The sequence below is a fragment of the Mycobacterium sp. NTMscope_MAC_12 genome, from assembly GCF_976985675.1.
In genome coordinates this window covers 332115-358424 of sequence record NZ_CDRJYY010000001.1, presented here as the reverse complement: position 1 = coordinate 358424, position 26310 = coordinate 332115, and the positions used below count along the sequence as shown (strand labels likewise).

At 66.9% G+C, this 26310-nt stretch carries 28 protein-coding genes; 8 read left to right on the top strand and 20 right to left on the bottom strand.

Going from position 1 to position 26310, the window contains the following annotated elements; translation table 11 throughout:
• From AC0KS4_RS01735 to AC0KS4_RS01725, 3 genes are read right to left on the bottom strand one after another with little or no spacing between them, the layout of a single operon-like run.
• Nucleotides 1–918, bottom strand: a complete 918-nt coding sequence (locus AC0KS4_RS01735) for a 3-carboxyethylcatechol 2,3-dioxygenase (protein WP_238958355.1) — start codon at nucleotides 916–918, stop codon at nucleotides 1–3.
• On the bottom strand, nucleotides 866–2590 hold the full coding sequence (locus tag AC0KS4_RS01730; RefSeq protein ID WP_238958356.1) for a bifunctional 3-(3-hydroxy-phenyl)propionate/3-hydroxycinnamic acid hydroxylase: 1725 nt from the start codon (nucleotides 2588–2590) through the stop codon (nucleotides 866–868). Before AC0KS4_RS01730 ends, AC0KS4_RS01735 begins: the two co-directional genes overlap by 53 nt.
• Nucleotides 2590–3453: an alpha/beta fold hydrolase gene (locus AC0KS4_RS01725; protein ID WP_238958357.1), complete on the bottom strand. Its 864-nt coding sequence runs from the start codon at nucleotides 3451–3453 to the stop codon at nucleotides 2590–2592. Before AC0KS4_RS01725 ends, AC0KS4_RS01730 begins: the two co-directional genes overlap by 1 nt.
• Nucleotides 3454–3579: 126 nt before the next feature.
• Between AC0KS4_RS01725 and AC0KS4_RS01720 the strand changes: the two genes are divergently transcribed.
• Both AC0KS4_RS01720 and AC0KS4_RS01715 read left to right on the top strand, forming a co-directional pair.
• Nucleotides 3580–4257, top strand: coding sequence for an IclR family transcriptional regulator (locus AC0KS4_RS01720; protein ID WP_225329063.1), 678 nt, complete (start codon nucleotides 3580–3582; stop codon nucleotides 4255–4257).
• A 14-nt stretch (nucleotides 4258–4271) separates the two neighbouring features.
• On the top strand, nucleotides 4272–5888 hold the full coding sequence (locus tag AC0KS4_RS01715) for an FAD-dependent oxidoreductase (protein WP_238958358.1): 1617 nt from the start codon (nucleotides 4272–4274) through the stop codon (nucleotides 5886–5888).
• A 33-nt stretch (nucleotides 5889–5921) separates the two neighbouring features.
• Here AC0KS4_RS01715 and AC0KS4_RS01710 read toward each other — a convergent pair whose 3' ends face one another.
• On the bottom strand, nucleotides 5922–6464 hold the full coding sequence (locus AC0KS4_RS01710) for a glutamine amidotransferase-related protein (protein WP_275254910.1): 543 nt from the start codon (nucleotides 6462–6464) through the stop codon (nucleotides 5922–5924).
• A gap of 95 nt (nucleotides 6465–6559) precedes the next feature.
• On the opposite strand from AC0KS4_RS01710, the gene AC0KS4_RS01705 reads away from it, so the two are divergent.
• Entirely contained in the window at nucleotides 6560–7303 is a 744-nt protein-coding gene (locus AC0KS4_RS01705) for a class I SAM-dependent methyltransferase (RefSeq protein ID WP_238958359.1), read from the top strand.
• 172 nt (nucleotides 7304–7475) lie between these two features.
• On the opposite strand, the gene meaB is transcribed toward AC0KS4_RS01705, so the two are convergent.
• The 3 genes from meaB to AC0KS4_RS01690 all read right to left on the bottom strand — a co-directional run bounded on the left by meaB (nucleotide 7476) and on the right by AC0KS4_RS01690 (nucleotide 10144).
• A complete protein-coding gene (meaB, locus tag AC0KS4_RS01700) occupies nucleotides 7476–8363 on the bottom strand; it encodes a methylmalonyl Co-A mutase-associated GTPase MeaB (RefSeq protein WP_225329059.1) in 888 nt (295 codons plus the stop codon).
• Nucleotides 8364–8370: 7 nt separating this feature from the next.
• Nucleotides 8371–9510 (bottom strand): thiolase family protein, encoded by a 1140-nt coding sequence (locus tag AC0KS4_RS01695; RefSeq protein ID WP_238958360.1) that lies wholly within the window; start codon nucleotides 9508–9510, stop codon nucleotides 8371–8373.
• Between the two features lie 115 nt (nucleotides 9511–9625).
• Nucleotides 9626–10144: a phenolic acid decarboxylase gene (locus AC0KS4_RS01690; RefSeq protein ID WP_225329057.1), complete on the bottom strand. Its 519-nt coding sequence runs from the start codon at nucleotides 10142–10144 to the stop codon at nucleotides 9626–9628.
• Between the two features lie 167 nt (nucleotides 10145–10311).
• Between AC0KS4_RS01690 and AC0KS4_RS01685 the strand changes: the two genes are divergently transcribed.
• Complete coding sequence (locus AC0KS4_RS01685) at nucleotides 10312–11178, top strand: proline iminopeptidase-family hydrolase (RefSeq protein ID WP_225329056.1); 867 nt, start codon at nucleotides 10312–10314, stop codon at nucleotides 11176–11178.
• 21 nt (nucleotides 11179–11199) lie between these two features.
• On the opposite strand, the gene AC0KS4_RS01680 is transcribed toward AC0KS4_RS01685, so the two are convergent.
• From AC0KS4_RS01680 to AC0KS4_RS01665, 4 genes are all read right to left on the bottom strand, one after another.
• Nucleotides 11200–11970: an enoyl-CoA hydratase/isomerase family protein gene (locus AC0KS4_RS01680; protein ID WP_225329055.1), complete on the bottom strand. Its 771-nt coding sequence runs from the start codon at nucleotides 11968–11970 to the stop codon at nucleotides 11200–11202.
• Between the two features lie 234 nt (nucleotides 11971–12204).
• A complete protein-coding gene (locus tag AC0KS4_RS01675) occupies nucleotides 12205–13287 on the bottom strand; it encodes an acyl-CoA dehydrogenase family protein (RefSeq protein ID WP_225329054.1) in 1083 nt (360 codons plus the stop codon).
• Nucleotides 13274–14179: an acyl-CoA dehydrogenase family protein gene (locus AC0KS4_RS01670; protein WP_225329053.1), complete on the bottom strand. Its 906-nt coding sequence runs from the start codon at nucleotides 14177–14179 to the stop codon at nucleotides 13274–13276. The genes AC0KS4_RS01675 and AC0KS4_RS01670 overlap by 14 nt, the downstream gene beginning before the upstream one ends.
• Nucleotides 14157–15563 (bottom strand): class I adenylate-forming enzyme family protein, encoded by a 1407-nt coding sequence (locus AC0KS4_RS01665; RefSeq protein ID WP_238958361.1) that lies wholly within the window; start codon nucleotides 15561–15563, stop codon nucleotides 14157–14159. The genes AC0KS4_RS01670 and AC0KS4_RS01665 overlap by 23 nt, the downstream gene beginning before the upstream one ends.
• 125 nt (nucleotides 15564–15688) lie before the next feature.
• On the opposite strand from AC0KS4_RS01665, the gene AC0KS4_RS01660 reads away from it, so the two are divergent.
• The 3 genes from AC0KS4_RS01660 to AC0KS4_RS01650 are packed head-to-tail and all read left to right on the top strand — an operon-like array spanning nucleotide 15689 to nucleotide 17651.
• On the top strand, nucleotides 15689–16027 hold the full coding sequence (locus AC0KS4_RS01660) for a 2Fe-2S iron-sulfur cluster-binding protein (protein WP_225329085.1): 339 nt from the start codon (nucleotides 15689–15691) through the stop codon (nucleotides 16025–16027).
• 16 nt (nucleotides 16028–16043) lie between these two features.
• Nucleotides 16044–16358 carry a DUF4286 family protein gene (locus AC0KS4_RS01655; protein WP_225329051.1) on the top strand — a complete coding sequence of 105 codons (315 nt, stop codon included), beginning with the start codon at nucleotides 16044–16046 and terminating at the stop codon, nucleotides 16356–16358.
• Nucleotides 16359–16394: 36 nt separating this feature from the next.
• A complete protein-coding gene (locus AC0KS4_RS01650; protein ID WP_238958362.1) occupies nucleotides 16395–17651 on the top strand; it encodes an amidohydrolase family protein in 1257 nt (418 codons plus the stop codon).
• Nucleotides 17652–17715: 64 nt separating this feature from the next.
• Here the strand turns inward: AC0KS4_RS01650 and AC0KS4_RS01645 are convergent, their stop codons facing one another.
• From AC0KS4_RS01645 to AC0KS4_RS01620, 6 genes are all read right to left on the bottom strand, one after another.
• Nucleotides 17716–18141, bottom strand: a complete 426-nt coding sequence (locus AC0KS4_RS01645) for a nuclear transport factor 2 family protein (protein WP_238958363.1) — start codon at nucleotides 18139–18141, stop codon at nucleotides 17716–17718.
• A gap of 90 nt (nucleotides 18142–18231) precedes the next feature.
• The gene (locus AC0KS4_RS01640; protein ID WP_238958364.1) at nucleotides 18232–18708 is read right to left on the bottom strand and encodes a hypothetical protein; all 477 of its coding nucleotides are present in this window, start codon (nucleotides 18706–18708) and stop codon (nucleotides 18232–18234) included.
• Between the two features lie 140 nt (nucleotides 18709–18848).
• On the bottom strand, nucleotides 18849–19892 hold the full coding sequence (locus tag AC0KS4_RS01635) for a CaiB/BaiF CoA transferase family protein (RefSeq protein ID WP_238958365.1): 1044 nt from the start codon (nucleotides 19890–19892) through the stop codon (nucleotides 18849–18851).
• Nucleotides 19889–20845, bottom strand: a complete 957-nt coding sequence (locus tag AC0KS4_RS01630; RefSeq protein WP_238958366.1) for an LLM class F420-dependent oxidoreductase — start codon at nucleotides 20843–20845, stop codon at nucleotides 19889–19891. Before AC0KS4_RS01630 ends, AC0KS4_RS01635 begins: the two co-directional genes overlap by 4 nt.
• Nucleotides 20830–21264, bottom strand: coding sequence for a cobalamin B12-binding domain-containing protein (locus tag AC0KS4_RS01625; RefSeq protein ID WP_225329046.1), 435 nt, complete (start codon nucleotides 21262–21264; stop codon nucleotides 20830–20832). Before AC0KS4_RS01625 ends, AC0KS4_RS01630 begins: the two co-directional genes overlap by 16 nt.
• The gene (locus AC0KS4_RS01620; RefSeq protein ID WP_238958367.1) at nucleotides 21265–22842 is read right to left on the bottom strand and encodes a methylmalonyl-CoA mutase family protein; all 1578 of its coding nucleotides are present in this window, start codon (nucleotides 22840–22842) and stop codon (nucleotides 21265–21267) included.
• A gap of 69 nt (nucleotides 22843–22911) precedes the next feature.
• Between AC0KS4_RS01620 and AC0KS4_RS01615 the strand changes: the two genes are divergently transcribed.
• A complete protein-coding gene (locus tag AC0KS4_RS01615) occupies nucleotides 22912–23736 on the top strand; it encodes an SDR family oxidoreductase (protein WP_238958368.1) in 825 nt (274 codons plus the stop codon).
• A gap of 4 nt (nucleotides 23737–23740) precedes the next feature.
• Here the strand turns inward: AC0KS4_RS01615 and AC0KS4_RS01610 are convergent, their stop codons facing one another.
• The 3 genes from AC0KS4_RS01610 to AC0KS4_RS01600 all read right to left on the bottom strand — a co-directional run bounded on the left by AC0KS4_RS01610 (nucleotide 23741) and on the right by AC0KS4_RS01600 (nucleotide 26276).
• Nucleotides 23741–24547, bottom strand: coding sequence for a methyltransferase domain-containing protein (locus tag AC0KS4_RS01610; RefSeq protein WP_238958369.1), 807 nt, complete (start codon nucleotides 24545–24547; stop codon nucleotides 23741–23743).
• Nucleotides 24548–24607: 60 nt separating this feature from the next.
• Nucleotides 24608–25276, bottom strand: coding sequence for a M15 family metallopeptidase (locus AC0KS4_RS01605; RefSeq protein ID WP_238958406.1), 669 nt, complete (start codon nucleotides 25274–25276; stop codon nucleotides 24608–24610).
• 112 nt (nucleotides 25277–25388) lie between these two features.
• Complete coding sequence (locus tag AC0KS4_RS01600) at nucleotides 25389–26276, bottom strand: class I SAM-dependent methyltransferase (RefSeq protein WP_308193109.1); 888 nt, start codon at nucleotides 26274–26276, stop codon at nucleotides 25389–25391.
• Nucleotides 26277–26310: the final 34 nt, after the last annotated feature.

The following is a 26310-nucleotide window of genomic DNA, read 5'->3' as shown; positions in this document are numbered from 1 at the left end:
TCATCTCGGGAGTGCCGTTCGGATGGCGAAACCGGCGATCAGCTCGGGAGCGGGTTTGTAGTAGCGTCCGACGATTTCGTAGGGGCCCGCGGTCTCCAGCGCCGCGAATGCCGCTACCCACGTGCGGATTTCCTGCGCGGAGCCGCCGCCCTCGTGGGCCACGAACGAGTTCGACCACTGATCCAATTCGCTCAGCCCGCCGCCGTCGATGATTTCGAGGAACCGGTGATCCCACGTCGGGTTGAGTGGTTGCAGGCCGCTGTCTCCGGCGGCGAAGCTCTTGGCCGCATCGATGACGGCCGCTTGCCGGGCCTGGCGCTGCTCGGATGTCATCGGCCGTCCATGCACGATCCGCTCCAGCACGGGCGGGCCCGCGGTCTTTAACGTCGGCACGGGAGGACTGTGCGAGAGCCCACCGGAGCCCAGCACCAGGACGCGCTTGTCCAGGGTGCCGAGATAGGCGCCGACGGCGGCACCGAGCGCTCGGCAACGACGCATCGGGCCCAGCGGCACGCCGATCGCGTTGATGAAGATCGGGATCACGGGACGCGAAGTGGCGTCACCGAAAAGCTTTTCGAGCGGCTGGACGGTACCGTGATCCACGTCCATGCTGGCGGATACGGCGATGTCGACATCCGCGTCGAGGATGGCCTTCGCGCAGTCGCCGGCAAGCTCCTCCAGCACGTCCAGCGGGCCGGCATGGGTGCCGTAGTCCCCCACCCCGGTGGCGCTCGTGCCGACACAGAACGGCGGCATCACCTTGTAGAAGAACCCGTTGTAGTGATCCGGCGAAAAGGTGACGACGAGTTCGGGATCGAAGTCCTCGACAAATCCTCGCGCCTCGGCGATGGCGCACTCGATGTCATCAAGCAGGTCCCGCGACGGCCCCGGAAGACTCAGGAGCGGGCTGTGCGACATACAGCACAGAGCCAGTGCCACTTTGCAAATCACCCCCTTGCGGCGTCAGGGCCAGCGCGTCCAGGAGCGCGGCGCTCAGGTCGGGCGTGCGCTGAGCGATGCACGCGCCTGCGATACACCGATCGGGGCGCAGGAACAACACCGATTCGGAGTGGGTGTCGAACCACGCTTTGAGGTCCCCGCGGCGATCGCCGACCACCACGACGTCGGGGTCGTCGTGCCCGGTCCAGTGCAACTGCGTCACCGGCCGGAGCGCAAAGAAGCGCGCGCCCATGGCTTTCCAGCTGGCGAAGGCGGATTCGCCGAGGAGTTTGCGGGGGTTGTTGTTCCAGCACAGCACGGCGAACCAGGTGCCGAGCACGTCGTCGAGCAGCACATCCTGTTGGTCTCGGGTGTCGACTCTCGGCTGGATGAACAGCGTTCCGACCGGCGAATCGGCGCGGCCGGGTGCGGCATGCACGACGGCACCGTGTTCGTAGCGCGGCATCGGCTTGAACCGCATCTCCAACACATACCGCTTGAGCGACGGCACGATTGACGCCGACCGCACGAGCAGGTCACGCGCGCCGGCCACCCGGCGGTTGGTCGGCGAGATCACGCGGCCCACCATGGTCGACAGGTCGATCATCGCGCGCGCGTGCTTGCGGCGCTCCACGTCGTAGGTGTCCAACAGCTTGTCCTCGGCCCGGCCGCTCACCACCGCCGCGAGCTTCCAGCCCAGGTTGGCCGCGTCGCGAATCCCGCTGTTGTAGCCCTGCCCCTGCCACACCGGCATCAGGTGCGCGGCGTCGCCGGCCAGCAGCAGCCGGCCCTTGCGGAACGCGCCGGCGATCCGCGAATGGTGCGTGTAGACCCGGCGCCGGATCACGTCGACCCGGTCGGGGTGGGGCACCATCCGGGCCAGCATCTGTTGCAGGAAGGCCGGGTCTTCCGCCTGTTCGTCGGTCTCGTCGGCGTGAATCATGAACTCGAAGCGGCGAATACCGTGGGCGATCGAAATCGAGGCGTACGGGCGCTCGGGGTCGGCGCCGACCTCGCTGTTCGGGTGCCCGAGCGGGTCGTTGGCGATGTCGACCACCAGCCACCGCGTCGAGGACGTCGTGCCGTCGAACGAGACCCCCATCACGCGGCGCGTCATGCTGCGGCCGCCGTCGCAGCCGACCACATAACGTGCCCGCACTCGCGTTGTGCCGCCGTTGCTTTCGGCGCCGCCGCCGAGTTCGACGGTGACCCCGTCGGCGTCTTCCCGGCAGCCCGCCATCGGGCTTCCCCACCGCACGTGGACGTGTTCGAATCGGTCCAGGCCGGCCAGCAGCTCGGCATCAACGAGCGGTTGCACGAACCCATTTCGCTTCGGCCAGCCGAAACGCGCGTCGGGCGGGGCCATTTCGGCGAGCACGCGGCGCTTGGCGTCCATGAAGCGCAGGATCTGGTTGGGCACCGTGTGCGGCAGCACCCGGTCGACAAGACCGATCGACTGGAACGTGCGCAACGCCTCGTCGTCCAGACCCACCCCGCGCGGGTAGTCGATGAGGGTGTCCCGCTCGTCGACCACCTCCGTGCGGATCCCTTGCAGGCCAAGGATGTTGGTCAAAGTCAAGCCGACCGGGCCCGCACCGACGACGAGTACGTCGGTCTCGGTGTCAGGTGTCTCTTGCCCCGGAGCCGCCATCAGCGACCCAGCAGGAAATCGAGATGCAGGCGATTGAAAGTCTTGGCGTCCTCATACTGCGGCCAGTGACCGCACCCGGGCATCACCTCGAAGCGCGCGCCCGGGATCATCGACGCGATGCGCCGGCCTTCGGTGACATCTGCGGTCGGGTCGTCACTGGTCCAGAGCACCAGCGTCGGCGCGATGATCGCGCCGTACTCGGCCGGACCCAGGATGTTGCGCGCCCGAATCTCGGGATCCTGCAACGCCATGATGTCGCGCATGGCCGAGACGAATCCCGGCTGGCGATAGACGCGCTGGCGGCTGGCGACCAGATCGTCGTATTCCTGGGACTTGTCGGCCATCAACCATTTGATCCGCGCCTGAACCGTTTCCCACGTGGGATCCTCGGCGGCCGCCATCGACAACGTGATAATCCGTTGCATCACGACGGGGTCGGCCTGCGAGCCGCCGGCGGTGTTGAGCACCAGGCGGTCGACCACGTCGGGGTGGTCGACGGCGGCCCGCGCGGCCACCCAGCCGCCGAGGGACTCGCCGCTGATGCACGCGCGATCGACACCGATGGTGCGCAGCACGGCCATCAGGTGCTCGACATAGTGGCGGACCTCCAGCGGGTGGCCTGGCTTGTCGGTGTAGCCATGGCCCAGCATGTCGATCGACCAGGTCCAGAAGTGATCCGCATGGGCCGCGAGGTTGCGCACGTAAGCCTCGGCGTGACCGCCGGACCCGTGCAACAGAACCAGCACCGGTTTGCCGGGGTCCCCGGCCCGTAGGTACCGGGTCCGTGTTCCTCCGGCGTCGAGGTAGCCCTGCTCAAACGCGACGCCCTGGAGATCGCTCCAGATGCTCTCGAACTCCGCCACGGTCCTGTCCGGCCTCCAGATCGGGGAAATCTCGTTCTCGTTTTCCACGTATTTTGTGTGCTAATATCGCACACTGATGTGCGTTATATATAGAGCTTCGCTCTCGCGGGAAGGTCTGTCAAGGCCGTGACGGGTTCCGGTACCGGGTCGCAAACCCTGGCCAGGGGACTCACCGCGCTGCAAATGGTGGCCGATTCCCCCGCCGGGCTCACGGTGCAGCAGCTCGCCGACCAGGTCGGGGTGCACCGCACGATCGCCTACCGGTTGCTGACGACGCTGGCCGAGTTTCGGCTGGTCGCCAAGGGTGAAGACGGGCGCTACCGCCCCGCCGCCGGTCTCGCCGTGCTCGGCGCGTCCTTCGACCGCAACGTGCGCCAACTGAGTCTGCCGACGTTGCGCGCGCTGGCCGACGATCTCGGCACGACGGTGTCGTTGCTCATCGCCGAGGGCGACCAGCAGGTGGCGATTGCGGTCATCGTGCCCAGCCACGTCGCCTATCAGCTGTCCTTTCACGAAGGCAGCCGCTACCCGCTCGACCGCGGCGCCGCCGGGATCGCCCTGCTGGCGTGCATGCCGCCGCGCCCCGGCGAACGGGAGCTGGTCTCGCGGGCGCGCGAGCGTGGCTGGGTGACGACGTACGGCGAGATCGAACCGAACACCTACGGCCTGGCCGTGGGGGTGCGCCGCCCGGCGCCGTCCCCACCGACGTGCATCAACCTCATCTCGCACCGAGAAGACGTGGTGCTGCGCGGGAAAGACGCGGTCGTCAAGGCCGCCAAGCAGTTATCGGAGCTTCTGAGCTGAAGGGATAGCAGTCCATGTCATGGGACCACGAAGTCGATGTCGTCGTGCTCGGCAGTGGCGGCGCGGGCCTCACCGCCGCGCTGACCGCGGTCGTGGCGGGCGCATCCGTGGAGGTCTACGAAAAGGCCGCGACGGTAGGCGGGACCACCGCCGTGTCGGGCGGCATCGTGTGGATTCCCGCCCACAACCGTTCTCCCGACGGCGAATTGACGCCATCCGACGCGTTGAAATACCTGCGCGCCCAGTCGCTCGGCTCGATGGACGACGAGCTGGTCGACACGTTCGTGCGCACCGGTCCGGCGATGCTCGATTTCATCGAGGCGCACAGCGGCCTGCACTTCGAGATCGCGACCGGCTTCCCCGACTATCGGCCGGAGTTGCCGGGGGGACAACCGACCGGCGGCCGATCACTGAGCGCGGCTCCCTTCGATCTGGCCCAGTTGGGCGAATGGGCCAAGCGGATAACGTCTTTCCCAGCCGACTGGTCCAACGTCGGTTTCGATGCCGAGACCAGGGCACGCCTGCACGCGGCGATCGACGAGCGAACCGGCCACCTGTGCGTCGCCGGCACGGCGCTGATCGCGGGGTTGCTGAAGGGTCTGCTGGACGCCGGGGTGACCCCCCACACCCATGCGCGGGCCGAGGAACTCATCGCCGAGGGCGGTGAGATCACCGGGGTGCGCGTCGCGCTGCCGGAACGGACGATCAGCGTCCGCGCCCGACGCGGGGTCATCCTGGGCACCGGTGGCTTCGAGTGGGATCATGCTCTGGCACAGGCCTTTCTGCGCGGCCCCATGCACGGCGCGGTCTCTCCACCCAACAACACCGGCGACGGGTTGCGCATGGCGATGGCCCACGGGGCCGACCTGGCCAACATGGGCGAGGCGTGGTGGGTGCCGATCGTCCAAATCCCGGGCGACACCATCGAGGGCAAGCCACGCAGCCGCAGTGTGCGTCTGGAAAGAACGCGACCGCGCAGCATCATCGTCAACTCCGCCGGGCAGCGCTTCGTCAACGAGGCCTGCGACTACAACTCGATGGCCGGCGCCTTCCATTATCTGGATCCTCGCGGCGGGTACGTCAACGATCGCGGCTGGATGGTGTTCGATTCGGTGCACCTGCAGCGCTACGGATTCCTCGGTGTCGAACCGGGACAACCCGTCCCGGAGTGGTTCTGCGAGTCGGCGGACCTCGCCGAGTTGGCCGCTAAGACCGGCATCGACCCTGGCGGCCTGACCCGCACCGTCGAGAGCTGGAACCGTCACGTGGCGGCCGGTGAGGACCCCGACTTCGGGCGGGGTTCCAGCGCGTACGACGGCTACTGGGGTGACGACAGCGCGACCACGCAGGCCGGCAAGACGCTGGGGCCCATCGACACCGCCCCGTATTACGCGGTGCCGGTGAGCATCGGCGCGATGGGCACCAAGGGCGGCCCGCGCACCGATCACGACGCGCGCGTTCTGCACGTCGGCGGTGAGCCGATACCGGGGCTTTTCGCGGCCGGTAACGCGATGGGCGGCGTGACCGGGCGAGCCTACGGGGGCGCCGGCGGAACAATCGGTCCGGCAATGGTTTTCGGCTATCGCGCCGGTCACGCGGCGGCCACCGGGAAGTCCGTCGACCTGGAGTAGCCGACGCCGGCCTGGTGTACCGAGCGTGGGTTCTTACGGCGCCGGTCGCGACCCAGTTGCTGGCCGATCGTGCTGCGCGGCGAGTTTGCGGTTGGCGGCCGCCCACAACAGTTGTGTCACAAGCGGATGAGGTTCGTCGATGGTCGAGCGATTCTGCGGAACGAACAACGTGGCGATGTAGTACGGGTGGCCCGTTAGCTCCAGGACGCGAGCTTCTTCGTCATCGTCGACTCCGGTGACGCGCAGTCCACCTTCCTCCAGCGCGGGTCGATAGGTTTCGTTCAATCCGAAGTTGCAGTAGTACTTTTCGTGAATTCGCCGCTCTCCATAGCACTGCGCGGCCAGTGATCCCGGCCGGAGGTTGACCGGCATGGTTCGGCCCGCCAGGGAACACGTCAATGATGAGATGAACAGCAGAGAGCCGTACGGATCGTATTCGGCGTGCTGCGCATCGTCGAAGCCGAGTACGTTACGGGCAAATTCAAGAACAATGTGCTGGTATCCGCCGCAGGTACCCAGCGTAGGCAGCTGGTTTTCGCGCCCGAAACGTAAAGCACCAAGGGCTCCGCGTGACAGCTTGCCTCGCTACACACCAATTCTTTTCGGGTACGAATTCGTGTGACCCACAGTGGGGCTGGCGCAATCGGTCCGACCTGCGTCATCCTGTGTTGATGGTGGCCTACGACCGGATCGGTGCTACCTATCGCAGCACTCGCCGGCCCGACCCGCGGATCGCTTGGCAGGTGCGCGACGCGCTGGCCACGATGGGCTCCGTCGTGAACGTCGGCGCGGGCACAGGCTCCTATGAACCGGCCCAGACCGTCGCCGCGATCGAGCCCAGCATGGTGATGATCGCGCAGCGTCCTGCCGGCTCGGCGCCGTGTGTCCAGGCCGTGGCGGAGGCACTGCCCCTGCGGGACAAGTGTGTTGATGCCGCAATGGCCTTGTTGACCGTGCATCACTGGGGCGATCTCGCCACCGGGATCGGCGAGCTGCGCAGGGTCAGCCGCCACCGAATCGTGATTTTCACCTGGGATCAAGCGGTGATAGGCGATTTCTGGTTGCTACGTGAATATCTGCCCGATGCCGCACGGATCAACGAGGCACTGTACGTGCCGATCGAACGACTGGTGGAGTTGCTGGGCGGCGCGCAGGTGCACGCCGTGCCCGTGCCGCACGATTGCACCGACGGGTTCGGCGCCGCCTTTTGGCGCCGCCCGCATGCGTATCTGGATCCCGGCGTCCGCGCGGGGATCTCGATGCTGGCCTACGCGGATCACGGCGCCCTGGCCGAAGGATTGGGCCGGCTCGCGGCCGACCTGCGCTCCGGACGATGGCAGCAACGACACGCGGAACTGCTTGGACAGCAACAACTCGACGCCGGATACCGCCTACTCATCAGCGATTGCGGCTAAGGACCACCAGGTGAGTCTCGTTTGTGATAGCACCGGTGATAGCGCAAACGAGACTCACCTCGTGCCATGGTCACTGGTACTCACGTGGTGGAGGCGAGGTGCAATCCAGACCGCCTTGGAGCACTAGCAAAACGCAGGTGCCCTTTCCCCCGATTGCGGGACAAACGGGCGGTCAGTCCGTCTGAGGTGTGCGCGGTGAGAGCAGCCTATCGGCCGCCGTGTAGGGGTCCTGGTCGCCGTCGACGACCGCCTCGGCGAGCCGGTCGAGATCCGGCTGGGTCCGCAGCCGGGTTTGGGCCAGCGACAAAATCTGTGCGCGGGCACGGGCCAGCCGGCGGGCGCGGCTGTCGGTGCGGCGGTGGTCCTCGATGACGGCCATCAGGTCCTCGATGCCCTCGCCCTTGGCGGCGATCAGCGGAACGATCGGGGCGCTGGTCTCGGCCCGAAGATCGCGGACGGTCTGCTTCGCGCCGTCCCGGTCCGCCTTGTTGACCGCCACGATGTCGGCGACTTCCAGCACTCCCGCCTTGGCGGCCTGGACAGCATCGCCCGCCCCGGGATTGAGAATGACGACGGTCGGGTCTGCGACGGCGGCGATCTCGATCTCGGACTGCCCCACCCCCACGGTCTCGAGCAGGACGACGTCGTAGCCGATCGCCCCCAGCAGGCGGATGGCCGCCGGAACCGCGGCGGCCAGCCCGCCGAGATGACCTCGGCTTGCCACCGAGCGAATGAGCACGTCGGAGTCGTTGATATGCGCGGCCATTCGGATTCGATCGCCCAGCAGCGCACCGCCGCTGAACGGCGACGACGGGTCGACGGCCAGCACCGCCACCCGGCACCCACGCGTGCGGTAGGCGCCGACCAGGGCGGCGACCGTCGTCGACTTGCCCGCGCCCGGCGGCCCGGTGATGCCGATGACCGGCCCCATGCCCTCCGGTGCGGGTCCGATCGCCGCCAGGACCTCGTCGCGCTGTTCACCCTCGACGAGGCTGAGCAGCCGACCTGCCGCGCGGGGAGATCCGTTGCGCGCGCGGTCAATCAGGTCAGCGATGGTCATGTACGCATTATGGGGCCGCGACCTCGATCACCGTCGCCGAGCCCATTCCACCGCCCGCGCACATCGCCGCGACGCCGATGCCGCCGCCGCGGCGGCGCAATTCGTGCACCAGGGTGACCAGCATCCGGGCTCCGGTCGCCGCGACGGGATGCCCCAGCGAGCAGCCGCTGCCACTGACGTTGACCTTCTCGGGGTCAAGCTCGAGGAGCTTGATGGTGGCCACGCACATCGCCGCGAAGGCTTCGTTGATTTCGAACAGGTCCACGTCGGCGATTGAAAGACCAGCGCGGCCAAGGGCTTTCGGTATCGCCTCGACGGGTGCCAGGCCGGTGATCGCCGGGTCGACACCGACGGACGCCCAGGACCGGATGGTGGCCAGCGCGGGTAGTCCGAGCCGGTCGCTGGCGATCGTCAACGCGGCGGCCCCGTCGTTGGCGCCACAGGCGTTGCCGGCGGTGATGGAAAAGCCCTCGATCTCCGGGTGCAACGGCTTGAGCGCGGCCAGCTTCTCCATGCTGGTGTCGCGTCGCGGGTGCTCGTCGACCGCGAACAACCCGTGTGGGGTGTCGATCGGGACGATCTCCTCTTTGAAGCGGCCTTCGTCGATGGCGGCGATGGCGTTGCGGTGCGAGCGCAGCGCCCAGGCGTCCATCTCCTCGCGGCTCACGCCGGCCTTGACGGCGGCGTTCCAGCCGACCGTAATGGACATGTCCATGTTGGGTGCTTCGGGGCGATCGGGGTGGGTCGGGGGGAACCAGTCGACCCATTCGCCATCCAGCTGCATCCGCGACCGCGGCGACGTGGATGCCGAGTTCACGCCGCCGGCGATGACGAGTTGGTCCATTCCCGCGCGCACGCTCGCCGCCGCGCTCTGCACGGCCGCCTGGCCCGCCGCGCAGTGGCGATTGTTGGCCAAGCCGGGCACCTGGGTCAGGCCCGCGGTGATGGCGGCGTGGCGCGCCAGCACGCCGCCGCCGTAAAGGCCCTCGCCCAGGATTACGTCGTCGACCTGCGCGGGGTCCAGATCCGTTGCCGCTTCGGTGATGACGTGGTGCGCCAGATCGAACGCGCTGGTGTCGCGCAGGGTCCCCTTGCGGGCCGTGCCGATCGGGGTGCGCAGGGCGGACACGATGACGGCTTCAGGCACGGGTCTTCTCCAGTTCGGCCGGTGGGTGCGCGGCGGTGAAAGCCACCCGCACATTCACGAGAATCGTATTCTCTCATTACGAGAGTACGAGTCGCAACAAGCGGCGGAAGACCGATCAGTTGGTGCGGTCGGACCATCCCGGCGGGAGGCGGTCGGGGCCGGTGTCGATGACGGTCTCGTCGTCGGTCCCGACGTATTCGAACAGGGTGATGTAGGCGAATTCGGGGACTTCGTAGATCGGGTAGGTCGGGCCTTGATCTCGGTAGGCCCGCATCTCATCCAGGTGTTCGTTCTGGTAGCAGACAGTGCGCTCGCCGTGCACGCGGATCCACTGGGGGAAGAAGATGACGCCGTGGATGCGCCGCTTGGATGGCAGGACGTTGACCGCGACACAGGTTCCCGTGGGTTCGGTCCAGGAGATTTTGAAACTGTCGTCGTCGAGTTGGACGAGGTTGACGTCCTGGCCCTTGACCCAGCGGCCGCCGACATGCCCGGAGTGGATGCGGTAGTCGATGGTGGTGGCGTTCTTGACGTACATCTCGTACTGCCATCCGTTGGCATAGGTGTAAATGAAGCGGTGCCCGACGATTCCCGAAAAGTCCTGCGGCGGAATCGGATTTGCGACGCTGGTCATTGCCGTTCCTCCTACTTGGGTCGCAGCCGTGTCGGCTGTCACGGTGATGATCCTGCCAGGGCGCGGCGCCGCTCGTACAGCAGGTTTTCACCGAATACCGGTTGATGCGCCCAACCGGCGTGCGCGGCGGTCCTGCGGAAAACGCGCCGATTTGCGATGGTGGATCAATGACTGAGGGAAGGGTCGCGGTCCCGGGCGGCGAGGTGTGGTTCAAGCGGACGGGTGGCGGCGCGGGCCTGCCGCTGCTCGTCATTCACGGCGGCCCGGGCTTGCCGCACAACTACCTGCGGCCACTGGGACGCTTGGCCACGCAACGCGAAGTCATCTTCTGGGACCAACTGGGTTGCGGGAACTCCAAATGCGCGCCAAACCCCGGGCTTTGGACGATGGACCGCTCGGTGGCGGAGGTGAATGCCGTGGTGCGGGCCCTGGGGCTGGACGGCTTCCATCTCTTCGGTAACTCCTGGGGTGGGATGTTGGCGCAGCAGTATGTGCTCGACAATGCCGCCGGGGGCGCCGCGAGCCTCACCATCTCGAACAGCATCGCGTCCATCCCGGAGTTCGCGAAGATGGTGGCGCGCTTGAAGTCCGAGCTGGATCCGGGCACCCAGGCGGCCATCGACCGGCATGAAGCCGCCGGCACGACCTACGCACCGGAATACCAGGCCGCGATACGCACCTGGAATGAAACCTACCTGTGCCGGGTGCGGCCCTGGCCGCGCGAGCTCGAGGAGGCGTTCAGAAGCATGGGGGCGGAAATCTTCGAGACGATGTTCGGCCCGAGCGATTTTCACATCGTCGGAACGATCCGGGACTGGGACGTGTTCGATCGGCTCACCGAAATCTCCTTGCCGACAATGCTGCTCGCCGGCCGCTACGACGAATGCGTGCCGGAACACATGTGGGCAATGCACCAGCGCATCGCGGGCTCCCGGTTCGAGCTGTTCGAATCCAGCGCCCACATGCCGTTCATCGAGGAGCCGGACAAGTTCGATTCGGTGATGCGCGACTTCCTGATTCGCCACGACGCCTGAAGCAGCCGCGCCGCAGCGGCGTCAGTTCTTCTTGGCCGCGTTGAATTTCGCGACGTTGGCCCGAAAGTCCTCGGTGACAAACGACTGGCTCTCGGCCGACAGCGCGTAGTCGAGGCTGGCGAGCACGGCGCGCTCCAGGTGGATGTTGAGCACCCGCTTGGTGCTCTCGACCGCCTGCTGGGGCAGTTCCAAAATCTTTTTCGCACAGGCGATCGCCTCCGAGAACGGGTCGGCCACCACATGGTTGGCCAGACCGAGTTCGACGGCACGCTGCGCTTTGATGCGGGTTCCGGTCAGCGCGAATTCCTTGGCGAGCAGCAGGCTGATGTGCAGCGGCCAGGTCAGCGGCCCGCCATCGGCTGCCACCAATCCCACCTGCACGTGCGGGTCGGCCAGATAAGCGTCCTCGGCGATGTACACGATGTCGCTGAGCGCGACCAGGCTGCAACCCAGCCCGACCGCGGGGCCATTGACGGCCGCCACCACAGGGATTCGGCACCGTGCCATGCCTAGCACGATTTCGCGACCGTCCCGGATGGTTTTGGCGCGCAGCTCAGCGTCGTTGGCCAGCTCTTCCAGGTACGTGAAATCGCCGCCGGCCGAGAACGCCCTACCGGCGCCGGTGATCACCGCGGCGCGGGCGGTGGGGTCGTCGGTCAACCGCTGCCACAGCCGCGCGAGCCCGACGTGCAGGTTGTCGTTGACCGAGTTGAGCGAATCCGGCCGGTTGAGCGTGATGACGCGCAGCGCGCCGTCGGCCTGGACGTCGATTTCGGTAGGCATGTCGTACACGTCAGACTCCTTCGATGGTCGTGACCCGCTTCACCCGGGCTACGCCCGCGTTCGCGATCACTCCTACTTCAACGGTCGTGACCCGCTTCACCCGGGCTACGCCCGCGCTCGCGATCACTCCTACTTCAACGGTCGTGACCCGCTTCACCCGGGCTACGCCCGCGCTCGCGATCACTCCTACTTCAACGGTCGTGACCCGCTTCACCCGGGCTACGCCCGCGCTCGCGATCACTCCTACAATCCCAAGATTCGTGAGGCGATGATGTTCTTCTGTATTTGTGATGTCCCGCCCATGACGCTTTGCGCCCGGCTGTACAGATAGGCGCTGAGCAGGTCGGGATCGCGCGTGCCCGCGACGGCCAGGGCGGCGTGCCCGACGGATTGTTCGACCCAGGTCATCAGCAGCTTGTCCAGCGACCCTTCCGAGCCGTGGGACACCCCGTCGAGCTGTTCGGACAACCGCCGGCGCACGTGATGGGTCAGCATGTCCGACTGAACCGCGGCCCACGCCAGCTCTTCGGGCACTTCGCCGTCGTTGCGCGACAACAGCTCTCGGACGAGCTTGCCGTAGCGGGCGGCGTAGCCCAGGGTCGAGGGTTCGCGTTCGTGCCCGACGACGGTCATGGCCACCGCCCAGCCGTCGCCGGGAGCACCGACCATCCGGTCCGCCGGGACCGTGGCATCGTCAAAGAACACCTGACCGAATTCGTTGGTCACCCCGTTGATCATCTGCAGCGGGCGCTGTTGCACGCCAGGCTGTTTCATCTCCAGCACAAACGCCGACAGGCCGCGGTGGCGCTTGGCCTCGGGGTCGGTGCGCGCGAGCAGCAGGCACCAGTCGGCCACGTCGGAATAGCTGGTCCAGATCTTGTGGCCGTTCACCACATACTTGTCGCCCTCGAGGCGGGCGGTGGTGGTCAGCGACGCGAGATCCGAGCCGGCGCCAGGCTCGCTGAAGCCCTGGCACCAGCGCTCGGTGCCGTTGATGATGCCGGGCAGGAAGCGTTTGCGTACCTCATCGTTGGCGTGCTCGCCGATCCCGTACACCAGATAGCCGACGCTGGGTCGCGGGGGCGCGCCGGCACGCACCAGCTCCTCGTCGACGATGACGTCGTAGACCGGAGCCAGGTCCCGCCCGCCCCACTCGCGGGGCCAGGACAGGCCGAAAAATCCGTTGTCGTACAGGGCGCGATGCCAGTCGGCCATACGCGCCCAATACTCGTCTCCCGAGCCGGAAAACTCCTTGGCGTGCGCCGAAAGCCAGGCGCGCAAACGGTCGCGAAACGCGGCCTCGTCGGGTGAGTCACGAAAGTCCAAGATCGATCTCCTTCAACGCGACCGGCCACAGCTCGGTCGAGGTCAGGGCGCGGCGCAGATAGACGTGCGCCACGCACTCCCAGGTGTTGCCGATGCCGCCGTGCACCTGAATCGCCGTCTCGCAGACGGTTCGGGTGGCCCGCGCGCAGTAGACCTTGGCGATTTGGGCCGCCCGAATGGCTTCGGCGGGGGCCAGCTCATCGACCGCCCACGCGGCGTGGCGCAACACGCTCACCGAACCTTCAATCAGCGCAAGGCTTTCGGCCAGCAGATGCGCGATGGCCTGATACGACCCGATCTGCTTGCCGTATTGTTCGCGGATCTTGGCGTAGTCGCAGGCGACGGCGTGCGCGCCGCGGGCGACGCCGACCAAATCCGCCGTCGTCGCGACCAGAGCCAGCGCCCGCCATTGCTTGGCGACCTCAGTGGACACTTCGCCCAGCGCCACCGGTGACCCCACGATCTTCGCGTCGGCCCGCGTCAGATCGACGCCCTCGGTCAATGCCTGCACCTCGACGGCCGAGACCGCGCCGCCCGAGAGAGCTAACGCACGCCGGGCGCCGCGGGCGTCGATCACCCGATCGTCGACCGCGACCGTTGTCCCCGAGGCGTCTTCGCCGATGTGACGGGCGAGATCGTCGGCGAGCACCGGGCCGAGAAACGGCGAGTCAACCAGACGGCGGCCGAATTCCTCGGCCACGATGGCCACTTCCACCCCCGAGGCCCCATCGGAACGCAACGAGCGCCAACCGGTGGACTCGATCTGCTTGTCCAGGCGCGTGATTCGGGTCTGGTCGTCGAGTTCCTGCACCGCCGCAGGTCCGAGGTCGTCGGCCAGCTTCGCGGCGGCGTCGCGCAATTGCTGTTGTTCAGTTGTCAGACGTACATCCATAGCGCTCCTTCAGCACTCGGCGCAGCACCTTGCCCGAGGGCAGGCGGGGAATTTCAGGCACAAACACCACGCGGCTCAGATGTTTGTAGGACGCCAACTTCTCGTCCACCAGGGCGGTCAGTTGGGACGCATCGACAGGCTCGGCGGCCGCGACCGCGGCGACGATCGCCTCGCCGTTGATCCCGTCGGGAATCCCGAACACCGCACAGTCTTTGACCGCCGGGTGACCGTGCAACACCGTCTCGATCTCGGCCGGGGCGACTTGGAAACCACGGACTTTGATCATCTCCTTGAGGCGGTCGGTGATCCGCAGCCACCCGCCGGTATCGAGCCAGCCGACGTCTCCGGTCCGATACCAGCCATCGCGGATCGCCTCGTTGGTCGCTTCGGTCGGCAGGTAGCCGGCCATGAGCGACGCCGACCGGGCCTGAATCTCACCGACCTCACCGGAGCCGACCGGCTCGCCCGTCTCCAGCGAGACGACCCGCAGGTCCACACCGGGCACCGCCCGCCCGACGGTGTCGAGCCGCGCGTCCTCGATCGAATTGCACGTGATGACAGGCAATTCCGTGGTCCCGTAGGCGGGCAGCCACCTCACGCCGGTGCGCCGGGTCACCGTCTCCGCGACGTGGGCGTTGACCGGTGTGGCCCCCCACATGATGTAGCGCAGCGACGACAGGTCATACGATTCCAAGCGCGGGTGCGAGGCGATGGCGAGCGCGATCGGCGCGACCGCCATTTCCACTGTGATGCGGTCACTTTCGATGTGGTGCAGCACCCGGTCGATGTCGAACCGGGGATGCAGCCGCACGCAGGCGCCGGTCTCCCACGCGGTCAGCAGGTTCAGCAACCCGAGAATGTGTGACGGCGGGGTGGCGACTTGGATCCGGTCGCGGTGTGTCAACTGCAGGGCGTCCCGCCAGTGCCGCACGGCCTCGTCGAGCGAGGCGTGGGTGTGCCGGACCGCCTTGGGCAGGCCGGTGGTGCCGGAACTGAACACCAGCGCCGCGTCGGCCTCAGGGGGCGGCGGAGGACCGGCGGCCGGCTCGGCGAGCGGGACCGGCTCGTCCAGGTGCAGCATCGGCATCAGGCCGGCCAGCACCGGGTGGTCGCCGACGGCGTGCGCGGGGCCCGTCAGCGCGAGCGCGTGGTCGACCTCGTCGCGTTTCCAGGCCGGGCTGATGAGGACGGCCGTGGCGGCCAGCCGCCAGATCGCGAGCACCACGGCGAGGAACTCCGGCCGGTTGGACGCCATGACAGCGACCCGCTGACCCGCTGTGACGCCGTCTTTGACCAGGGCCGCGGCCCATCCGTCGGCCAACGCGTGGAGTTCGGGCGCGCTGAATCGCCGTTCCTCGAACACGAGCGCCGCCGGCTCGGTCACGTCCCGTCCTTCCCTGACAGACCGGGCTGACCCGACATCCATACAAGGCTTGAGAAGATGCTATCGCTTCGTGAGAATAGTATTCTCTATACTGAAGAATGCAAGTACGGGAGGGGGCGGTCAACGTGACGGTCACCCGGATCATCGAGGAGACCCCGCGGGTGACAGATCCGGCCACAAACGGCTCTGGTGCCGGAACGGTGACAATTCATCTCGACCGCAAGAAGGTCTCGGTGCCCAGGGTTCCGGGCGAGACGCTTTTGGAGACCGCGCGCCGCGCCGGGCTGGAGCCGCCGTTCAGTTGCGAGGCGGGCAACTGCGGGACATGCATGGCCATGCTGGAAGAGGGCCACGCCACCATGCGGGTCAACGACGCTCTCGAACCCGACGAGGTCGCCGAGGGCTACATTCTGACGTGCCAGGGCGTTCCGGATACGGAGTCGGTCACGGTGCGCTACGAGTAGCAGCCAGGAGATAGCGATGGCCAAGGGCATCATCCTCGTGGAAAGCCGGCCGAGCTCGCCGGAGCGGGAACAGGAATACAACACCTGGTACGACGAGGTGCACCTGGGTGAGCTGGTGGCGCTCGACGGATTCGTCTCGGCACGCCGGCTGCGACCCGTCGACGGCGACGGCCCCTATGTCGCCATCTACGAGATCGAAGGCGACGATCTGCAGGCGATTCTGGACGGCATGATCGCCAATGCCGGACAGCTGCACATGTCCGACGCCCTGCAGCTGGACCCGGCACCGATTCCACGACTGCTCGAAACCACCACCGAGTGCAGCGGCTGACCGAGCTCGCGTCGCGCACACAAGAGGAGCACATTGATGAAGGCCGATGACCTGATCCTGGTGAGCATTGACGACCATGTGGTCGAACCGCCGGACATGTTCCTGCGCCACGTGCCCGCCAAGTACAAGGACGAGGCCCCGATCGTCGTCACCGATGACAAGGGCGTCGACCAGTGGATGTATCAGGGGCGGCCGCAGGGCGTGAGCGGACTGAACGCCGTGGTGTCGTGGCCGGCCGAGGAGTGGGGCCGCGATCCCGCCGGCTTCGCCGAGATGCGCCCGGGCGTCTACGACGTCCACGAACGCGTCCGCGACATGAACCGCAACGGCATCCTGGCGTCGATGTGTTTCCCGACGTTCACCGGGTTCTCCGCCCGGCACCTCAACATGCACCGCGAAGAGGTGACGCTGGTGATGGTGTCGGCCTACAACGACTGGCACATCGACGAGTGGGCCGGCTCCTACCCGGATCGGTTCATCCCGATCGCCGTCCTGCCCACCTGGAACCCCGAGGCCATGTGCGCCGAGATCCGTAGGGTCGCCGCGAAGGGCTGCCGGGCGGTCACCATGCCGGAATTGCCTCATTTGGAAGGGCTTCCGAGCTATCACGACGAGGACTACTGGGGACCGGTGTTCCGCACGCTGTCCGAGGAGAACGTGGTGATGTGTCTGCACATCGGCACCGGGTTCGGGGCGATCAGCATGGCCCCCAATGCGCCGATCGACAACATGATCATCCTGGCCACCCAGGTCTCGGCGATGTGCGCCCAGGATCTGCTGTGGGGCCCGGGCATGCGTAACTACCCCGACCTGAAATTCGCCTTCTCCGAAGGCGGTATCGGCTGGATCCCCTTCTACCTGGACCGCAGCGACCGGCACTACACCAACCAGAAATGGCTGCGTCGTGACTTCGGCGACAAGCTGCCCAGCGACGTCTTCCGCGAACACTCGCTGGCCTGCTACGTCACCGACAAGACGTCGCTGAAGCTGCGCCACGAAATCGGCATCGACATCATCGCCTGGGAGTGCGACTACCCGCACTCGGACTGCTTCTGGCCCGACGCGCCCGAGCAGGTGCTGGCCGAACTGAACGCCGCCGGCGCCGACGACGCCGACATCAACAAGATCACCTGGGCCAACGCCTGCCGGTTCTTCGGCTGGGACCCGTTCGCCCGCACGCCCCGCGATCAGGCGACCGTTAAGGCCCTGCGCGCCAAGGCAACCGACGTGGATGTGTCGATTCGGTCGCGCGCCGAATGGGCGCGGCGCTATCAGGAGAAGCTCACCTCTTAACGCCGAGCGTCGACTTGTTGGGCAAGGGCGATTTTTGCGCCACAACTCGACGTTCGGGGATCACTCAGCCCGTCGGCGGGTTGACGAACCACACGTTCTCCTCGCGCAGGCTGCGGCTGCGCCAACCGTCGGCCGTGCGCGTCAGCTCGTGGTGGTAATAGCCGCCGCAGTAACTCAACTCCGCCATGCCCGGCAGCTGCATGGGGTTGTAGAACATGGCGCGCACCGTCGCGGAATCGCCGTCGAGCGCCAGGATTTCCACGTTGGTGATGTAGTGCATCGACATCGGGATCGCGCCGAAGCCCTGTTCCAGCCACGCGGTCACCTCGTCGCGAGGACCCGCCGCCGCGCCCGCCGAGGAGTAGTCGATATGCGCGTCGTCGGTGAAGACCGAGCGGTACAGCTCCCAGTCCTTGGCGTCGACCGCGCGGGCGTATCTGTTGAGTAGAGCGCCGATTTCGAGTTCGTCGGCGACCCGCTGCAAATCCATCGTTGCACCCTATACTCTTTGCGCCGAGCATCGGCTTGTTGCGCGAAATCGGGCCATTTTGGCGCCACTACTCGACGTTCGGCGGACGGACTAGCCTTGCGGCAGTTCCACTCCCTCAAAGCTTTTAAGCATCTCGGCCGGTGGCGGCGTCATCTGAAGATAAACGTCGATGTGGCGGATCCGGTCATCATCGGTGAACTCATAGACGGTCAGCGAATTGACCACGCTACGGAATTCGCCTACCTCGCTCCGTTCCTCGAGCTCGAGGAACACGCGGCCACCGGACTCGGTGATGTGCTTGAAGGAACACTCCCACTCCGACGATGTCGCCCAATTGGTGAGGAATTCGACATAATCCGGCCACTTCATCACCTCTTTGAACGCACCGATTCGCTCGAATTCGCCGACGGCGACCAGCTCGGCCAGCGGTCTCCAACTGTCCACCGAGAAGCCCGGTTTCTTCGCTTGGTCGACGAGCCGCTTCGTGGTGGCGCCGTACTGCAGCACCGCGCGCGATCGGCCGGTGTACGAGTCGATGACATCCTCGACCGTTGGCAACGCATTCACGCCGGCACCCCGGCCTTCGGCCGGTAACGTCTCAGGACCCCGATGCGCCCCATGAGAATTCCCCTTTCACCAGCGAGATGTGGCCAGTGTCTTGGCGTCCAACGTCGGCTCGTTGCGCGAAATCGGCGATTTCCGCGCATCTACTCGACGCTCGGCAGTTCGGGCGGCGGACTGTACTGCGGCTCATACCCGGAGACATGGATCGGGCTGCCCACCAAACGGAAATCGCCCGCTGTCACAACCACTTCCGGGGTCGCCTCGAGCGCCTCGGGCAGGGTCCTGACGGCCGCTGCCGGAACCCCGAGGGGACGCAGTCGACGCTCCCACCCGGCCGCGTTGTCGGTCGCCAGCATCGCCGTGACGACGGCGAGCACTTCGTCGCGGCGGGCGACCCGCTCGGCCATCGTCTCGAATCCCCCGATGCCCGCCTCTGCGGCAAAAGACTTCCAGAACCCATCGTGGGTGATGAACAGCGCCAGATATCCGTCGGCCGTTGGAAACAGCTGAGCCGGAACGTAATAGGAGTGGGCACCGTGCGGGCGACGCTGGGGCTCTACACCGCTGTTGAGATAGGCGGAGGCATGGTAGTTCAGCTGCGACAGCATGACGTCGCGCAGCGACACATCCACTTGCCCGCCGGTGCCGGAGATGAACTTGGCCAACAGGCCCAGCGCCGCGGACATTCCGGTGGAGTTGTCGGCCGAGGAGTATCCGGGCAGCGTCGGCGGGCCGTCCGGGTCACCGGTCAGCGCGGCGGTGCCGACACCGGCCTGCACCACATAGTCGAACGCGGGATCGTCGCCGCCGTACAGGCCGAAGCCGGTGATGGCCACGCAAACGATCCGGTCGTTGTGCCGTCGCAGCTGCTCGTAGGTGAGCCCCAGCCGGCGGATGGCGGACGGTTTCAGGTTCACCAGCAGCGCGTGGGAGTCGCCGACCAGTTCACCCAAGCGCTGTTGTCCCGCATCCGAATTCAGGTCCAGGCAGATGCTGGACTTGTTCCGGTTGAGGCTGGCGAAGTACGTGGCGCCGACGCTGCGGGAAATCTCGCCGCCGGCGGGTTCGATCTTGGTGACCTCGGCCCCGAGGTCGGCGAGCAGCATGGTGGCGTACGGGCCGGCCAGCATGGTGCCGACCTCGAGGATGCGGATCCCCGCCAGCGGCCCGGTGTTGCTGCCAGTCAACGCAATTCCGCCGCGAGCGAGGCGATCATTTCGCGGGTGCGACGTTTGGAGGCGACCAGCTCGTCGCGGTTGTCGCCGATGGGCAGCAGCCGCACCGACAGATCGGTCACACCGGCGTCGGCGAAACGACGCATCCGGGCCAAGATCTGTTCCGAGTCACCTGCCGCGCACAGGTCGCCAACATCGCGGGCGTCGCCGCGGTCGAGCAGGCGCTGGTAGTTGGGCGACACCTCGGCCTCCCCCAGGATCCGGTTGGCCCGCTGTCTGGCCTCCTCGACTTGCGAAGGCGCACACAGGCATACCGGAATGCCCGCGACGATCCGCGGCGCCGGGCGGCCGGCATCGGCGGCGGCCTTGGTGATCTTCGGCGCGATGTGATCACCGATCGCGCGCTCGTCGGCCATCCACAACACCGTGCCATCGGCGAGCTCACCGGCGAGTTGCAGCATCACCGGTCCCAGCGCGGCGACCAACACCGGAATCGGGGTGTCGGCCCCGATCGCCAGCGGATTGTGCACCGTGAACGAATCGTTCTCGACGTCAACCGGCCCCGGCCCGGCGATGGCGGCGTTGAGGACCTGCAGGTAGTCGCGGGTGTAGGCGGCGGGCTTCTCATACGGCAAGCCGAGCATGTCCCGGACGATCCAGTGATGCGACGGCCCAACACCCAGGGCCAACCGCCCGCCGGCCACCGCATGCGTCGAAAGCGCTTGGCGGGCAAGGGCGATCGGGTGCTGGGCCTGCAGCGGCACCACCGCGGTGCCCAGCTCGATGCGCGAGGTGTGCGCGGCCATCAGCGACACCATGGTCAAGCAGTCGAAGTCGTTGGGCACCTGGGGCATCCACGCGGTGTCCAGACCCGCGGATTCGGCCCATTCGATATCGGAGGCCAGCTTGTGCACCTTGCGGGCCATGTCGCCACGCTCGGCACCGATCATTACTCCGACGCGCACTGTTCCTCTTTTTCTTCCGAAGCGGGCTCGGGGGCCCCTGTCAGCGCGCGGATTTCGCGCACCAGGTTGTCCAGCGGTGTCCCGGTGGGGAAAACCGCCGCGGCCCCGGCGGAGAGCAGTTTGGGGACGTCTGCGTGCGGAATCGTTCCCCCGACGACGACGGAGATATCGGCGGCGTCGGCGGCGCGCAGCGCTTCGACCGTGCGCGCGGTGAGCGCGAGGTGCGCACCGGACAGGATGCTCAGGCCCACCACCGCGACGTCTTCCTGGACGGCGATCGAGGCGATGTCTTCGATGCGCTGACGGATGCCCGTGTAGATGACCTCGAATCCGGCGTCACGCAGGGTGCGGGCGACGATCTTGGCGCCGCGGTCGTGCCCGTCCAGGCCGGGTTTGGCAACCAGAACGCGAACGGCCATTTAGAACACCACCGGTTGCTGGAACTCGCCCCACACTGCTTTGAGCGCGGAGACCATCTCACCGATCGTGCAGTAGGCGTTGGCGCAGTCGATCAACTTGTGCATCAGGTTGTCGTCTCCTTCGGCGGAACGCGACAGGGCGGCGAGGCTGGATTTCACTGCGGCCGAATCCCTTTCGGACTTTACCTTGGAGAGCCGCTTGAGCTGAAGATCGCGCCCTTCGGCGTCGAGCTCGTAGGTGACGACGTCGTGTTCGGGTTCCTCGGTCACGAACCGGTTGACCCCGACGACCGGGCGTTCGCCGGATTCGATGTCCTGGTGGATCTTGAACGCCTCGTCGGCGATCAGGCCCTGCAGGTAACCGTCCTCGATGGCATGGACCATCCCCCCGTGGCGCTCGAGGTCGGACATGATCTCGATGATGCGCTCCTCGGTCGCGTCGGTCAGCGCCTCGACGAAGTACGAGCCACCCAGCGGGTCGGCGACGCTGGCCACGCCGGTTTCGTGCGCGAGGATCTGCTGGGTGCGCAGCGCCAGTGTCGTCGTCTCCTCGGTGGGCAACGCGAACGGCTCGTCCCAGGCCGCCGTGAACATCGACTGGACACCGCCCAAAACGGCGGCCATGGCCTCGTAGGCCACGCGGACGATGTTGTTGTGGGCCTGCGGGGCATACAGCGACGCCCCGCCACAGACGCAGCCGAAGCGGAACATCGCCGCCTTGTCCTTCGTCGCCCCGTAGCGCTCCCGCACGATCGTCGCCCAACGACGCCGTCCCGCCCGGTATTTGGCGATCTCTTCGAAGAAGTCCCCATGGGTATAGAAGAAGAACGAGATCTGCGGCGCGAACTGGTCGATCGTCATGCGGCCGCGCTCCACGACCGTGTCGCAGTAGGTGACGCCGTCGGCGAGGGTGAACGCCATCTCCTGCACCGCGTTGGCCCCCGCGTCGCGGAAATGCGCGCCGGCGACCGAAATCGCGTTGAACCTCGGCACCTCGGCCGCACAGAACTCGATGGTGTCCGCGATCAACCGCAGCGACGGCTCCGGCGGCCAGATCCAGGTCCCGCGCGAGGCGTACTCCTTGAGGATGTCGTTCTGGATGGTCCCGGTGAGCTTCGAGCGCGGGATCCCTTTTTTCTCGGCGGCGGCGACGTAGAACGCCAGCAGGATCGCCGCCGTGCCGTTGATGGTCATGCTCGTGCTGAGTTTGTCCAGCGGGATGCCGTCGAACAGGATCTCGAAGTCGGCCAGGGTGTCCACCGCGACGCCGACCCGGCCGACTTCCTCGCCGAACTCGGGATCGTCGGAGTCGTATCCGCACTGCGTCGGCAGGTCGAGCGCCACCGACAACCCGGTCCCGCCCTGATCCAGCAAGTAGCGGTAACGGCGATTGGATTCCTCGGCGGTGCCGAACCCCGAATATTGGCGGAAGGTCCAGAGCTTGCCCCGGTAGCCCGAGGCGAAGTTGCCGCGAGTGAAGGGAAACTCCCCGGGCTGGGGAGGCTCCGCGCCCCTATCCGCCGGCCCATATACGGGCTGCAGCGGGATGCCGGAGGGAGTGTGGGCCGTATTATCCATCGGTGAATAACGTACTTGCAAAAAAAGAGAATGCCAATACCACATGCTTGACCAGGTCAAAGGAGACGAATGGCTAACAACGTGCTCGCCGATCGCACGGTAGTGATCTCCGGTGGGAGCCGCGGCATCGGGCTCGCCATCGGAATCGCCGCGGCCCGCCAGGGCGCCAACGTGGTGCTGCTGGCCAAGACCGACACACCGCATCCGCGCCTGCCCGGGACCGTGCACACCGCGGCGGCCGACGTCGAGGCCGCCGGCGGGAAGGCGCTGGCCGTCGTGGGCGATGTGCGCCGCGAAGACGACGTGCAGCGCGTGGTCGAGGCGGCGGTGCAGCGGTTCGGCGGCATCGACGTCTGCGTCAACAACGCCAGCGCCATCGCGGTGGAACCGACCGCCGCGCTGTCGGCCAAGAAATACGACCTGATGCAGGAGGTCAACCTGCGCGGCACGTTCCTCCTGACCAAGGCGTGCGTGCCCCATCTACAGAAATCGGCCAACCCGCACGTCCTGACCATCTCGCCACCGATCAACATGAACCCGCGCTGGTTGGGCGCCCACCCGGCCTACACGCTGTCCAAGTACGGGATGACGCTGCTGTCGCTGGGCTGGGCGGCCGAGTTCGCGGACGACGGTATCGGCGTGAACTGTCTTTGGCCGGAGACCTACATTGCCACCGCCGCCGTCACCAACATGGCCGATGGTGACCGGTTGGCCGCGTCCTCGCGCAGCCCCGAGATCATGGGCGACGCCGCCGTCGAGATCGTCTCTCGACCCGCGCGGGAAGCCACCGGCGAGTGCCACATCGACGCCGCGGTGCTGCGATCGGCCGGGGTGGCCGACCTGTCCCGGTACGGCGGCGGCGAGCAGCCGATTCCGGACCTATTTCTGGACTGAATTCCTACGCGCGGCAAAGGATTTCGCCGTGCGGGATGGCGATCCAGCCGTCTTCGGCGGCGGCCCATTCTCGCCAGGCGGCGGAGATCTCCTCGAGCTGCGCCGGGGTTGCCAACTCGAGGCTCACCAGGTCGCGGGCCACGGCCGAATGAAGGATTCGGTCGGCCCACATGCCGCCCCACCATGCGCGGGTCTCGGGTGTGGCATAACACCACAGGCTGCCGGTGGGCGTGATGTCGTCAAATCCCGCCTGCTGCGCCCAGGACAGCAGTCGTCGGCCCGCATCCGGTTCGCCGCGGTTGGCACGGGCGACCCGTTGATAGAGCTCTCGCCACAGGTCGAGGGCGGGCAGCTGCGGATACCAGATGAACCCGGCGTAGTCGGCGTCGCGGACCGCCACGACGCCGCCCGGCGCGCACACTCGCCGCATCTCGCGGAGGGCTCGTACCGGGTCGGCGACGTGCTGTAGCACCTGGTGGGCGTGGACGACATCGAAGGTGCCGTCGGGAAACTCGAGGTTGTGCACGTCGGCGGTGCCGAACCCGACGTTGGACAGGTTGCGTTGCTCGACTTCGGTGCGGGCCACGCCCAGGACGTCCGCGACCTGGTCGACGGCGGTGACGGATCCGGGCGCGACGCGTGCGGCGAGATCAGCGGTGATGGTGCCGGGTCCGCAGCCGACGTCCAGCACCGAGAGGCCCGGCTTCAGGTGTGGCAGCAGATACGCCGCCGAGTCCTCGGCGGTGCGGCGCCGGTGACTGCGCAGCACCGACTCGTGGTGTCCGTGCGTGTAACTGGGCCGGTCATTCATGGCGCCAGCCTACCGGCGAGCGGTCACATGATGAAATGTTTATCTCATATTATGAGACAGCTAGTCCACGGGGACGTTGAGAATCGGGAGGTCGACACCGGCTCCCGGACCGTCGAAATGCCACCATTCGCCCGAATACACTTTCAGACCGCCATAGTTCATGGCCTTGCGCAGCGCGGCTCGATTCGCGACGGCCTCGGCGCTGATGCCTTGGGTGTTGAAAGCCGTTGCCCGAGAGGTGAAATCGTCGAAGTCGGTGCCCATATCGGCCAGGCAAAGCCCGCCCGCGTGTTGTCCCGATGGGCACGGCTGTTGGGTCGTTGTGAAGGTCACATCGACCGAGCGTCCCGACTCGTGGCTGCGCGCGTACTGGCCCGGGCGTGCCACCCAGGCGGGGTTGGGCACCAGGGCGAACATCTTGACCTGAACGTCGTGCGGTCGATAGCAGTCCCAGAAGACCAGGAGGTGGCCCTGTGGGCGCAGCGCGGTGGCGGCGGCGGCCAGCCCGGGGGCCATCGATTGGTGCACAAGGCATCTGGCGTCGGAAGGATACAACTGCGTGTGGGTGAAGTTGTTCGTCGTCGCGTAGCGCAGATCGATGACCGCGTCGGGAACGACGGTGCGGATGTCGACGAATCCGGCCGCTCGCGCGGCGTCGCTCACCGGCGGCACGTCGGGGCCGGCCGGGGCGCGAGGGGTGCTCCAGGCCGCGCCGCATCCCGCGACCATTACAACGGCGGCGGCCAGCTTGGGAACCCACGCAAGACGCATCCGGCCATTGTCCCGGTTGATCCGGTGGCGGCGGGTTATCTGGGCCGTCAAGGCGTGGCCGGGTTGCGCCTCATCCGCGTTCTGCCGTCGCCACGGCGAGCCAATCGTCGGCCGACAGCCGGCTCGCGCGTGACGGGTCATAGCGGCGCAGGAGCGCAGGTACGGTCACGTGCTCGCGCAGGTCAAATCCGTGGTCTGCCAAGGTGGCGGCCAGGTCGGCTTCGCTGAAGTCGCTGCGATACGGTTCGCCGCGCCGGGCCACCATCCGGGTGATCCGGCCCGCGCTCGCCCACGGGGTGCTTGCGGTGACGACGCCCGCAGCGATGTGGTCGAGGACGAGGCGACTCCCCGGCGCGCAGAGTCCGGCGAGGTCGGCGAGTGTGGCGTCGATGGCACCGCGCGTCAGGTACGGAGTGACACCCAGCCACACCACGAGCGCCGCCGCGGTGGGGTCGAAGCCACCGGCGAGAAGTGCTTCGCGGAGCGCATTCCGCTCTAAATCGCAAGCGACCCAATGTATTCGGCAAAGATGCTGCGGCGGCAGCAGTCGTTCGACGATCGGGCGCTTCTCGGCTTGCGTCGCCGGCGCGTCGACCTCGAAGATTGTCACCGGGGCGCCCGCGCGCCGCAGGCTGGTGGTGTCGAAGCCGGCGCCGAGCAGCACGAGTTGGCCGATTCCCGCGGCGATCGCGGTCTCACATGCGTCGTCGACATAGCGCACCCGAAGCGCGATGTGGGCGTGCAGCCCTCCCCACCGACGGTCAAAGATCCGAAGAGCGGCGTCGGCCGCGCAGCGGTGGACCAGCATGGCGCGTAATGCGGGGTGTTTGACGAAGTGTCGGGAATACGTGTCTTCGACTAGGCGCCGCCCCGGTGGCCGCAACGTTTCCGCCGCGCGTTGGAACGCATTGACTTCGGCGGTCCAACTCGCGGCGCGATCGAGGCGCCGAGTGCCCACATCAACCATTGACTCCCCTTTGCACGAACTCCCG

Bases quoted from the DNA above. Each gene is read 5' to 3' on its own strand.
- AC0KS4_RS01735 (WP_238958355.1), bottom strand. From the start codon at position 918: ATGTCGCACAGCCCGCTCCTGAGTCTTCCGGGGCCGTCGCGGGACCTG.
- AC0KS4_RS01730 (WP_238958356.1), bottom strand. From the start codon at position 2,590: ATGGCGGCTCCGGGGCAAGAGACACCTGACACCGAGACCGACGTACTC.
- AC0KS4_RS01715 (WP_238958358.1), top strand. From the start codon at position 4,272: ATGTCATGGGACCACGAAGTCGATGTCGTCGTGCTCGGCAGTGGCGGC.
- AC0KS4_RS01705 (WP_238958359.1), top strand. From the start codon at position 6,560: ATGGTGGCCTACGACCGGATCGGTGCTACCTATCGCAGCACTCGCCGG.
- meaB (WP_225329059.1), bottom strand. From the start codon at position 8,363: ATGACCATCGCTGACCTGATTGACCGCGCGCGCAACGGATCTCCCCGC.
- AC0KS4_RS01690 (WP_225329057.1), bottom strand. From the start codon at position 10,144: ATGACCAGCGTCGCAAATCCGATTCCGCCGCAGGACTTTTCGGGAATC.
- AC0KS4_RS01685 (WP_225329056.1), top strand. From the start codon at position 10,312: ATGACTGAGGGAAGGGTCGCGGTCCCGGGCGGCGAGGTGTGGTTCAAG.
- AC0KS4_RS01670 (WP_225329053.1), bottom strand. From the start codon at position 14,179: ATGGATGTACGTCTGACAACTGAACAACAGCAATTGCGCGACGCCGCC.
- AC0KS4_RS01655 (WP_225329051.1), top strand. From the start codon at position 16,044: ATGGCCAAGGGCATCATCCTCGTGGAAAGCCGGCCGAGCTCGCCGGAG.
- AC0KS4_RS01650 (WP_238958362.1), top strand. From the start codon at position 16,395: ATGAAGGCCGATGACCTGATCCTGGTGAGCATTGACGACCATGTGGTC.
- AC0KS4_RS01645 (WP_238958363.1), bottom strand. From the start codon at position 18,141: ATGGATTTGCAGCGGGTCGCCGACGAACTCGAAATCGGCGCTCTACTC.
- AC0KS4_RS01625 (WP_225329046.1), bottom strand. From the start codon at position 21,264: ATGGCCGTTCGCGTTCTGGTTGCCAAACCCGGCCTGGACGGGCACGAC.
- AC0KS4_RS01620 (WP_238958367.1), bottom strand. From the start codon at position 22,842: ATGGATAATACGGCCCACACTCCCTCCGGCATCCCGCTGCAGCCCGTA.
- AC0KS4_RS01615 (WP_238958368.1), top strand. From the start codon at position 22,912: ATGGCTAACAACGTGCTCGCCGATCGCACGGTAGTGATCTCCGGTGGG.
- AC0KS4_RS01610 (WP_238958369.1), bottom strand. From the start codon at position 24,547: ATGAATGACCGGCCCAGTTACACGCACGGACACCACGAGTCGGTGCTG.
- AC0KS4_RS01605 (WP_238958406.1), bottom strand. From the start codon at position 25,276: ATGGTCGCGGGATGCGGCGCGGCCTGGAGCACCCCTCGCGCCCCGGCC.